Raw genomic sequence first — 7,695 nt, forward strand, 5'->3', positions numbered from 1 at the left:
CGCGCCAGGATCTGATCTCCTCGACGATCAAGGTGCCAGGCCTTCTCGAACGGCGTAAGATGGCGGAGGCTACCGATCCTGTAAGCGCTCGGATGATGCCTTCCGATCAGGGTATGACAGCAAGTTTCTCAACGAGCCTTGCACAGCTTCAATCGGCTCGCGACAGTGCCGATGGTGTAGCGGGAGGCTATTCGTCACCGTTCAACATCTGGATTGACGGAGCATTTCTGGCCCATAGCGACAAGGACATCAATGGAGGTAAGTGGGGCAGCTTTGCCATGCTGAACGTAGGCGTGGATTATCTGCTAAACGAAAAAGCGCTGCTCGGTCTGTCGTTCCACTATGATCACATGACCGATCCCACCGATGAAGATGCAGATTTGAAGGGCAATGGCTGGTTAGCTGGTCCCTATGCGTCCTTCGAGATTGGCAAGAATGTCTTCTGGAATGGCAGTGTCCTTTATGGTGGCTCGTCAAACGACATCGATACGCAGTTCTGGGATGGAACATTCAGTACGCGACGCCTTCTTGTCGACACGTCGATAGAGGGACAGTGGAACATGGGCGACGATACGACGCTCAGCCCGAAGCTTCGCGCTGTTTACTTTTCGGAGGACGTGAAAGACTATTCTGTGAAAAACAGTGCTGGGGACACGATCGGGATCGATGGCTTTAATGAGGAGCAGTTCCGCGTCAGCCTTGGTGCTGAAATCGCGAGATCCTTCACGCTCAACAGCGGAATGAAACTCACTCCGAAACTTGGATTGACAGGTGGTTTTTCCGGCATGGACGGCTCAGGAGCGTTCGGGTCGATCACGGCAGGCGTGTCTATGCAGACGGCAGATTTGTGGATGCTGGATACGAGCCTCTTGTTGAACGTCGAAGGTGAGGGCGAGAAGTCGGTAGGTGCAAAGGTGGCAGCAAGCCGACGCTTTTGATCTGATTTGGCGAACGCGAAATGCTTGCTTTTGGTGGTTGATAGGCAAGTTCCGTGGGATTGCTCATGCCTCAACTCTTTGATTTCTTAGAAGTTGACCTCGTTTCTGGAATGTCGTAGGTACGATTCCTGTCAAGAGCGGCACGACGTTGAGAGCTCTGGTATTGGTATAGCGATTGAAAATCACGGGCCGGCCATCGCGGGAATTGTCATCTCATTTGGCTTCCCGCGATCATGGACGCTTTTCTCAGCCGTTGGCATTGGCCTTGTTTTGGATTTTCGTGCATCGTGCGAGCAGTTCGTCGAAGGTCTCGGCCTCATCGAGAAGAAGGCCGTCTTCCAGCATCCGGGCGTAATCCTGTTTGAGAGCCGCCCTCCCTTCGCCGGAGGGTGTCAGCTGCAGTCCTCCGCCCACGGCCGCTTCATAGTCGATCGGCGTCCTGTCAACCGCTTTCTCGGCGAAAAACATCGACTTGTGCTGCGCCACCGACGTGGCCAGGTCGCGATCGGCGATTGCGCTTTCGGCGATGTCGATATCGTCAAGACGAACGATATCGTGCCAGTGGCGTGAAAAGCGCTCTCCGCGGAGCCGTTCCTGCAGGCAGAAGACGTGGATTGCCGTCGCCTTTTCCCAGAATGTCCGTTCGGCATGCATGACCCGTGGTTTCGCGCTGGGAAACTCGATGTCATTCACAATGGCCGCAGCGTCGCATGATATATCGCGAACGCTTGCTGGTTCTCCCGTCGATCGGGCCCCGAATTCCAGCATGACGCTTGGCGCGACATAGCCGGATCCGTCAGCAACTGCTTCGTAGTCGATGAAGAGCTTGTCGGCTTCGACCCGGACAGTGGCCGCAAGCGACTGGGCGTCGATTGCATCTACAATGAGCGGTCTTACTGTTTCCGATACCCAGATCGGCAGACGCTTACGAACCTCGCTCGACCATCGCTTTTCCTCGCTTCTGCTTTTCGGCAACGCTTCCTCGTTCTCGCCCACCAGATCATGAGCGAGTTCGCGGATATCGTAGGTCAGGTCGACATCTTCCGAAAATCTGCGGATAGCATTATAGGCTTTAGAGAGGGAGGTGCCGCCTTTGAAGACGAGGTGTTCACCGAGCGCCGTTCCATAAAGGGTCTGCAGCGCCCAGACGACCCACGCGTCCTTTTCCAGAAGATGGATCGGCCGCCCGGCTTTCGCCGCGGCGACCGCGAGAACTTCTCTTCGATCGTCCCGAGACAGCTGCAAAAACTGTTCAGCCATGAGCGGCCTTTCCTACACTGCGGGCAAGCCAGCTGGGAAACTGAGGGGCGGCGGCAACGAGTTCGCCGAACGCTTCGGCTGAAAGCTTCCGCTTGATGCTCGGAAGTGCCTCTTCTGCCTTTTCCGGACCAAGCCATGCCAGCGCGCGCACAGCCAGACCGGCAGGCTTGTTCGCCAAGGCGAGCTGCCAGCGCGGCACGTGCTTCAACTCGACTGTCTGGCTACCGACAGTCATGGTTCGGCTGCGGCCGGATGTGAAATAGATGGATCGGATCGGTACCTGAGTGGAAAGCCCCAACGCGTTTGCAGCCGCAGCACCATTGGAAACAATCACCTCGCCACGCTGGTGGGCAACGGCTTCGACGGCCTGCTCGACCGTCGGTGGCCGGCTTCCGAAGCGGCTCTTGATCGTCTTGAGATAGATTCCCCGACCGGCGCGAACGAGCTCGCCGCGCTCATACAGACGCGACAAAGCCTGGTCTACCGCGGCTCGGTTTCCCAAATGCAGGAATGCCTTGGCGGACAGAGCCGTTCCTTCCGGCAACTGTTCGGCCTGGGCCATGATCTGTGCTGTCAGTCGTTGCATTGTAATTCTCCTGTCAGAAATATATGCAGTTTTCTGACAGTTTGCAATGTTGTGATCCCCAGCCTTTCGTCCTTAAAACGGGGCTATCTCGTCATTCTGATGAAATGCGAGATTTAGCTAGGTAAATTTGGGGCTGTTCAGCTCACGAAAGCTGGTACACCACAGGCGTAAGGGGCTTGGATATTGGTTCCAACCTTAAAATGCAGGGAAAAACACAGGTCGACGTAGTCCCGCCGCCCGCGATCCCCTGCTATGGCGCCCAGGGTGATCGCGTTGACACTGATCTGGCGGCTACTGAGTTCCGCAGCGAGGCACCGGGCAAGAACCAAAACGGGCGCCTCCATCGCCGCGCGTATCCGAAACCCGGCATCATTCAACGCTACGCCCCCGGTTTGAAGACATTGATCGGATTGCCATCCGAGTCCCAAAACAGCATCGAGCGGTTGCCCACGGCATATCCTTGGGCTGCTGGAGCCAGTCGGTCACGAAGGAGTCGATGCGTGCGCGCTCTGAATCGACGTCATCGACGTGAAATTCTAGAATAGCCGTACTGTTTCCGCCGGCGGGCCAGGGTGCACCGTGCAGATAACTGACGGCTTTCTGCTGGCGATAGCGAGGATGGCACCATCCGGGCGCGGATCACGATCAAAAACCTGCCCAGACCTAGTCAGCCAAGGCAGGCGTTCTCACAGTTTCTGAGTAATGGCGTCATTTGTTATCTCAATTTGAAGCCCGGAAAATTTTACTCCTGGAAATCGCTCCCCAAGTTTCCAAGGGTCAATTTCATAGATCGTCTTTGGGTTCGCCTCATCAGCAAAGCCAACGAAAGCTGGCAGCCTAGCCGTTCTGCGCAAATTGAATGGCCGCCTCCCGCTCGCCGAGCGGAGCACATTGAAATCGGCGTCATTTAGGCTTCCGAAGCCATTCCTGATACCGAATGTAGAAAGTATGGCGTATTCATAAACTCGGCAGACCCGACAGCGGCGATCTATCGCCAAGGTTCCACGCTTGGAGATGATCGCAAGGACTGGTTTCGCGCTAAGTTCGGTAACGATCGTTTCCGGCTCTTCTTCCGCTATAACAGCGCCAGCAAGGTCATCATCTTCGCTTGGGTAAATGACGAGCACACTATGCGGACTTACGGTTCCAAGACGGACGCCTACAAAGTCTTCAAAGGTATGCTGGACGACGGCAATCCGCCTGACGACTGGGACGCGCTGTAGAAGCAGGCTTCTGATCCCAAAGCTGTTGCACGACTGGCAAAAACCTCTCACTCCTGATTGTGAGCGCTAATTTTGAAAAGGTTGTCTCTAGCGGCATCCTAAACCATTTTATGTTTTCTTGATGTATTTAAGTATACATGATAATCGTACATAAAATATACACGAAAACGGGCACTAAATGGACAAAAAGCATACGGAAGAAAAAGGCAGGTCGGGGAGAGGGCGTAAAAAGCAGTTCACCGAGCGATTGCAGCTTCCTCTGCCTGAAGGCACGACAGCGCGAATGGATGCTCTTCTTGAAGAAAATGAGTTTCGATTGGACTTGATCCGGCTAGCGATCGAGAAGGAATTGAAGCGGCGCACGAAGAAGCGCAGCTGACGCCTTTACTAAGTGGGTGAATTACTAAGAATCGACGGTTCTTACTGAGTAGGTTTCAATCTTGCTTTGCTAATCTTCCTAAAGTTTTCTTTGGGTGGTGTCACGCCAAAGACGAAGCTTTCCTAAGTCGTGAATCAAAACCGTGAGACATACCTTCCCATATGGCTGAAGCGAGCACTTCAAACGTCTGATGTAACCGAATATTTACCATCACATGCAACCTATCACCGGGCCAGGCTCATGCTTGGCGATAGGGCAGGTAGTGGTTTAGCGTCTCCTGCCCGCTCTCGAAGAACTGGTCGTGTAGCTCTACATCCCCATCCTCGGTGGTGCGACCTGGGACTGTTGCGAAGGCCTGAGGATCTCGTTTGCTGCACGGATGTACTGATCGAGCGTCTGATCTAGCCGTGCATACATAATGTCATCGAAGCCTTGGTAGCTGCCGCCCTTTTGCCCTTCTTCCAGAGCGGCAATGTAGGCAGGACGATCTTCGGGTCGGATGGCAATAGGTGGATATCCGCCTCGAATGAGAATGAGGTTCATCAGAAGTCGCGCGGTTCTGCCATTCCCGTCATTGAACGGATGAATACCAACGAAGTCCCGATGCGCTTTGAAGGCAACGTCAGGCGTATTTTCCGCGCCTGCCAGCCATTGCATGAAGTCGCGCATCATCATTGGGACTTCGACGTGGGACGGGAAATAGTGCAGCCCAGCGTTCGTGTTCACAAAGCGTTCGGTATCGCAGTAGCGGCCAGCTATATCGGGCTTGGATCGAGCAACGACGAGCTGGTGCAGAGTTCTAATGTCTGCCTCAGTTAACGTCATTTCGCGGTTCATGCCGATGTCGATCACCCAATCTAGTGCCTGTGCATGATCCACGGCCTCTAGATGGTCTTTGAGAGGCTTTCCGCTGACGGTAATGCCCTTTTCGATAACGAGAGCGGTTTCCCCAGCGCTAAGCGTATTTCCTTCAAGCGCATTCGATGTGTAGGTGATGTCGATCCGCTGAGCGGCATCCAGGTTGTCTAATGCGCCAGGCCTGATTTTCACCTTCAGGCTGTCGAGCAGCAGCTTCTTTTGATAAACTGTATCTGCGATAGCCATCAACCTAACCCTATTTCGCCTTCGTCATTAGAGACCAAGGCTATCTATCACGATTTTCACACGCGGTGAAAATGAAGTTCGTTATCGAAGGAAATGTGAAAGCCTCTGTCCCGCGATGGGCAATGGCTATTTCCTTTACTTTAAGTTTCGCTGCCCCTGCAGCTTGAAAGACAGAGACGCGCATATCTGCGCCCACCGTCCTGATCTTAGTAGGATGTCACTGCAGATCTGCAGATTTTACCGGGCGCGAATTTTGGGCATTATATTCTTACGCCGATCCAGGTGACACAGCATCTCGGCGCAGGTTCGAGAACCTCGGCCGCGTGAAATTGGAAATATGCGCGGGCCGGAACCCCATCATTTGATGCTAGGGCGGTGGTGGGTCGCGAAGGCAACTATGCGCCAATTGCGGTCATAGCTGCTTGGTAGGTCTAGAAAGACAAAGACATGGCAACACGCCGAGAAGGGTCGAGACCCTTATCGATTTCAGCCGCGAGAATTCTGCGAAGGCGCGGAGAGCAGGCTTCCTGTTCGAGGAGCTTGAAGCCGTATTTTGCGTAAAAAGGCGCGTTAAAGGGTGCAAGGCGGTCTGTTGTCAGGGTCGCTCCGTACAACTTCTTTGCGCGGCCTTCATCAAGCAAAGTGGTCAGCAGGCTCCTGCCTAGACCCTTTCGCTGGCAAACAGGATGAACGTCCATTTCACCTATGTGCAGGAGATTTTCCACGACATAACCGCCACAGTACCCCACGACAGCGCTTTTTTGATCGCAAGCCACATAGAGCAAGCCATGTCTGAGATATTCGTTCAACTCCTGATCGGTGCTCGCCGCTGGAGCACCGCTTACAGCACCCGCATTTTTCAGAGTTTCGAACGATGCGAGTTCTACATTTCGGAGTGCATCAAAGTCTCCGGATGTCGCGGGCCTGATAAGCATCCCTTATCCCCTCATGATTGTTGGCTGGCGATACCATGCGCAATCTGATGGTTTTATTACCGCTCTGGGCCGAAAGCGGAACCAGGCGCTCTAGGTTAGGGCGTTGGTGAATTCCTTCCATAGCTAGCGTGGTCAATCATGCCGCTTCGACTATGTCGAGACGGACGGTGAGACCGGCCTGACTGGCAATCTTAATCAAGGTATCCAGGCTGAAATTTGTGATCCGACCGCGCAACAGGTCGTTAAGTCGAGGCTGCGTTATCCCAAGCCGTTTTGCTGCTTCTGCCTGCGTAATTTTCCAGCTTCGCACGCGCTGATCAATTGCGATAAGGAGATCGGAGCGCATAGACATATTTGCCGCTTCCTGCGGCGTGTCCTCCAATGCGTCCCAGACATTTTCGAAGCTCTGGCGTTTCATTCTCGTACCTCCGCTAAATCTGCCGCAACCGGTTAGCAGCTAATTCCAAATCTCGCTTCGCCGTCTGTTGCGTCTTTTTTTGGAAGGCATGGAGCACATAGACGGCATCTTCTATTTTGGTGATGTAGAGCACCCGAAACGCTCCGGTTTCATCACGAATGCGAATTTCCCGCACACCTAGGCCAACGCTTGTCATTGGCTTCCAGTCGCTAGGCTCGATACCCTGTTGCACCTTGTGCAACTGTACGCCAGCTTCTTTCTGAGCCGACTTTGGGAAGTCTCTAACCCGTTCAAGAGCATCGCCAAGGAAGACAAGCCGTTTCAAATCACCCATAGAGGCATTATATCGGTATTTGTATAATTAACAAGCTGCGTGATCGAGTGTTTTCCAATCCACGGGCATTCTTGGTGGTTTATGAGGGTCCATACGGGCGCATAGAGCGCCGTAGGCTGTGAGGAGCGCGTTGAAGAGGATTTCCTTTGTGTTGTTGTCTTCGGTTGCCTCTGAGTGGCACAGAGCGCCGCAGTGAGGGCATTCGCCTGCAGGCATGATTTCTCCCGGCATGACGCGTAGAGAGATATCCTTGATGGGGAGGAGTTGCTCTTCGCTGATGGATTGAGAGCAGTTTTGGCAAGAGTAATTCACGGTGCTGTCTCCATCTTCATCGTGTATATGTTATTTGTATAACCTGCATATGAAAATGTCAATAAAATATACATGAAAACCCGTTTTTTGATAGTTTTTGGGTTTTTGATAGTTCTCGCCGGTTGAGGTGTGATTGGATCGAGCCGCATACGGATTTGCATATATTATATAGCTATTCGCATTGCTGAAGCCGCATAAATAACATA

The 7,695-nt window shown here is 53.3% G+C and carries 9 protein-coding genes; 3 read left to right on the plus strand and 6 right to left on the minus strand.

Annotated features, from left to right (window positions below; translation table 11 throughout):
* On the plus strand, positions 1 to 938 hold a 938-nt coding region (locus VQ830_RS28340; protein ID WP_337271485.1), incomplete at its 5' end, for an autotransporter outer membrane beta-barrel domain-containing protein.
* A gap of 246 nt (positions 939 to 1,184) precedes the next feature.
* Here the strand turns inward: VQ830_RS28340 and VQ830_RS28345 are convergent.
* Both VQ830_RS28345 and VQ830_RS28350 read right to left on the minus strand, forming a co-directional pair.
* The gene (locus tag VQ830_RS28345) at positions 1,185 to 2,198 is read right to left on the minus strand and encodes a nucleotidyl transferase AbiEii/AbiGii toxin family protein (RefSeq protein WP_337271486.1); all 1,014 of its coding nucleotides are present in this window, start codon (positions 2,196 to 2,198) and stop codon (positions 1,185 to 1,187) included.
* Entirely contained in the window at positions 2,191 to 2,784 is a 594-nt protein-coding gene (locus VQ830_RS28350; RefSeq protein WP_337271487.1) for a DUF6088 family protein, read from the minus strand. Before VQ830_RS28350 ends, VQ830_RS28345 begins: the two co-directional genes overlap by 8 nt.
* Positions 2,785 to 3,743: 959 nt before the next feature.
* Here VQ830_RS28350 and VQ830_RS28355 point away from each other — a divergent pair.
* Both VQ830_RS28355 and VQ830_RS28360 read left to right on the plus strand, forming a co-directional pair.
* Positions 3,744 to 4,007 carry a type II toxin-antitoxin system YhaV family toxin gene (locus VQ830_RS28355; RefSeq protein WP_438618911.1) on the plus strand — a complete coding sequence of 88 codons (264 nt, stop codon included), beginning with the start codon at positions 3,744 to 3,746 and terminating at the stop codon, positions 4,005 to 4,007.
* 178 nt (positions 4,008 to 4,185) lie between these two features.
* Entirely contained in the window at positions 4,186 to 4,386 is a 201-nt protein-coding gene (locus VQ830_RS28360; RefSeq protein ID WP_337271488.1) for a hypothetical protein, read from the plus strand.
* Between the two features lie 309 nt (positions 4,387 to 4,695).
* Here VQ830_RS28360 and VQ830_RS28365 read toward each other — a convergent pair whose 3' ends face one another.
* The 4 genes from VQ830_RS28365 to VQ830_RS28380 form a co-directional block, all read right to left on the minus strand.
* Positions 4,696 to 5,490, minus strand: coding sequence for a Fic family protein (locus tag VQ830_RS28365; protein ID WP_337271489.1), 795 nt, complete (start codon positions 5,488 to 5,490; stop codon positions 4,696 to 4,698).
* Positions 5,491 to 5,921: 431 nt separating this feature from the next.
* Positions 5,922 to 6,425 carry a GNAT family N-acetyltransferase gene (locus VQ830_RS28370; protein WP_337271490.1) on the minus strand — a complete coding sequence of 168 codons (504 nt, stop codon included), beginning with the start codon at positions 6,423 to 6,425 and terminating at the stop codon, positions 5,922 to 5,924.
* Between the two features lie 136 nt (positions 6,426 to 6,561).
* On the minus strand, positions 6,562 to 6,843 hold the full coding sequence (locus VQ830_RS28375; protein ID WP_337271491.1) for a helix-turn-helix domain-containing protein: 282 nt from the start codon (positions 6,841 to 6,843) through the stop codon (positions 6,562 to 6,564).
* A 13-nt stretch (positions 6,844 to 6,856) separates the two neighbouring features.
* Positions 6,857 to 7,168, minus strand: coding sequence for a type II toxin-antitoxin system RelE/ParE family toxin (locus tag VQ830_RS28380; RefSeq protein WP_337271492.1), 312 nt, complete (start codon positions 7,166 to 7,168; stop codon positions 6,857 to 6,859).
* Positions 7,169 to 7,695: the final 527 nt, after the last annotated feature.

The sequence above is a fragment of the Oryzifoliimicrobium ureilyticum genome (assembly GCF_037199735.1).
Lineage (GTDB): Bacteria > Pseudomonadota > Alphaproteobacteria > Rhizobiales > Rhizobiaceae > Rhizobium > Rhizobium ureilyticus.